General features: G+C 59.8%; 2 protein-coding genes. Both read right to left on the minus strand.

Annotated features, from left to right (window positions below; all coding sequences use genetic code 11):
• Positions 1-464: transporter substrate-binding domain-containing protein (locus tag BLX41_RS35680; protein ID WP_259745002.1), on the minus strand; the 464-nt coding region annotated here is incomplete at its 3' end.
• 363 nt (positions 465-827) lie between these two features.
• Positions 828-2,301: glycerol-3-phosphate dehydrogenase (gene glpD / locus BLX41_RS18405; RefSeq protein ID WP_123726043.1), on the minus strand; the 1,474-nt coding region annotated here is incomplete at its 5' end.

Here is a 2,301-nt window from a genome sequence, read left to right on the forward strand (position 1 = left end):
ACCACGTTCTTGCCTTTGAGGTCAGCGAAATCCTTGTAGGTCGAGTCCTTTTTGGACAGCAGACGGGTACCGATTTCGAAGATGCCGACGGAGAAGTCGACCTGTTGCTGACGCTCGACGTTGTTGGTGGTGGAACCACACTCGACGTCTACGGTGCCGTTCTGCACCAGTGGGATACGGGTCTGGGAAGTGACCAGGTTGTACTTGACCTTGAGGTCAGGCATGTCGAGGTCTTTCTTGATCGCTTCGACGATTTTCAGCTGGATGTCGTGGGAGTAGCCCACTGGCACGCCGGAAGCGTCAGCGATGTAGGAAAACGGGATGGAAGCGTCGCGATGTCCGAGGGTGATGGTGCCGGACTCTTTGATTTTCTTCAGTGTGCCGGTGAGCTCGGCAGCGAAAACTGGAGTGCTAATCAGAGCGGCAGCGATAGCTGCGCCCAACAGATGGGGAACGATGCGCATCAATATTTCCTCGACATTTGTTTTTTTTATGAAGCCAGTTCGACGGCTCTTTTATACAGCGAATGCCTTGACGGCTCCTGTTGTGTTGGCACGACAGGCATTCGTCGCACAGTGTAGAGCATGAGTCGTGCCAGACCCACTGATCATGGTCAATGCCTTGATTTTCAAGGCTATTAAATATTTATTGCGAAGGTTTTTGCAGCAGATCATCCGGTTATCCGAATCCCTTCCGGGGTCGCGTTCGGAAAGCCGAATGCGTGTCCGACACCTGTAGGAGCCGGCTCGCCGGCGAAACGTTCAATGCGTCGCCCATAAAAAAGCCCCTGAACCTCAAGGGTCAGGGGCTTTGTCTGTCCGGGCGACTCAGGCTGCCTTGATCTTGCTGCGGTTGTGCTCGAGCTTTTCCAGGTAGTCTTCCAGTTGTTGCTGTTCCTCTGCCGTGGTGAACAGGCCGAGCTTGCTCCGGCGCCAGAGGATGTCCTGGGCCTTCAGCGCCCATTCCTCTGCACATAGGTAATCCACTTCACGGGTATAGAGGCCGCCACCCAGGTGTTCGCCCAGGTCGCTGAGGCTATGTACCCCTTCCAGCAGGCGCCAGGTGCGGCTGCCATAGGTGCTGGCCCAGCGCCGGGCGATCTGGCTGGGTACCCAGTCGAACTTCTTGCGGATGGCTTCTGCCAGGGCCTGTGGCGTGCTCATGTTCTCGCCACCGGGCAGGGTGGCGGTGGCGGTCCAGCTGGGCTTGGCCTGTTTGAAGTAGGGCGCCAGTTGCGCCATGGCTGATTCCGCCAGCTTGCGATAGGTGGTCAGCTTGCCGCCGAACACCGACAGCAGCGGAGCCTCGTCACCGGTGGCGGAAAGGGCCAGGGTGTAGTCGCGAGTCACTGCCGAGGGGTTATCGGATTCGTCGTTGCACAGCGGGCGAACCCCGGAGTAGCTGTGCTGGATGTCGCTGCGGCTCAGTTGCTTCTTGAAGTGCGCATTGACCACATGCAGCAGGTAATCGGTTTCCCCTTCGGTTATCGCCACCTGGGCCGGATCGCCGGTGTATTCCCGATCCGTAGTGCCGATCAGGGTGAACTGGTCGAGGTAGGGGATGGTGAAGACGATGCGCTGGTCTTCGTTCTGCAGAATGTGCGCGTGATCGCCTTCGTACAGCTTGGGCACGATCAGGTGGCTGCCCTGGATCAGACGGATGCCGTAAGGCGATTCCAGCTTCAGGTCATCCTTGATGAACTTGGCGACCCAGGGGCCTGCAGCGTTCACCAGGGCTTTGGCGGTGATGGAGAACAGGCTGCCGTCGGCACGCTCCAGATCCAGTTGCCACAAGCCCTTGCTGCGCCGGGCGCTGACGCAACGGGTCTGGGTATGCACGTGGGCGCCGTGCTCCCGGGCGGCCATGGCATTGAGCACCACCAGGCGCGCATCGTCGACCCAGCAATCGGAGTACTCGAAGCCCTTGGTGATCTCGGCCTTCAGGGCACTGTCTGCGCCGAACTTCAGGCTGCGCGAACCCGCGAGTTTTTCCCGCTTGCCCAGGTGGTCATACAGGAACAGGCCGGCGCGAATCATCCAGGCTGGGCGCAGGTGCGGCCGGTGCGGCAGTACAAAGCGCATCGGCTTGACGATGTGCGGGGCCTTGGCCAGCAGTACTTCGCGCTCGGCCAGGGCTTCGCGGACCAGGCGGAATTCGTAATGTTCGAGGTAGCGCAGGCCGCCGTGGATCAGCTTGCTGCTGGCCGACGAGGTGTGGCTGGCCAGGTCGTCCTTTTCGCAAAGGAACACGGATAGGCCGCGACCTGCCGCATCGGCGGCAATTCCAACACCATTGATCCCA

It is taken from the genome of Pseudomonas protegens, from assembly GCF_003732485.1.
Lineage (GTDB): Bacteria > Pseudomonadota > Gammaproteobacteria > Pseudomonadales > Pseudomonadaceae > Aquipseudomonas > Aquipseudomonas protegens_B.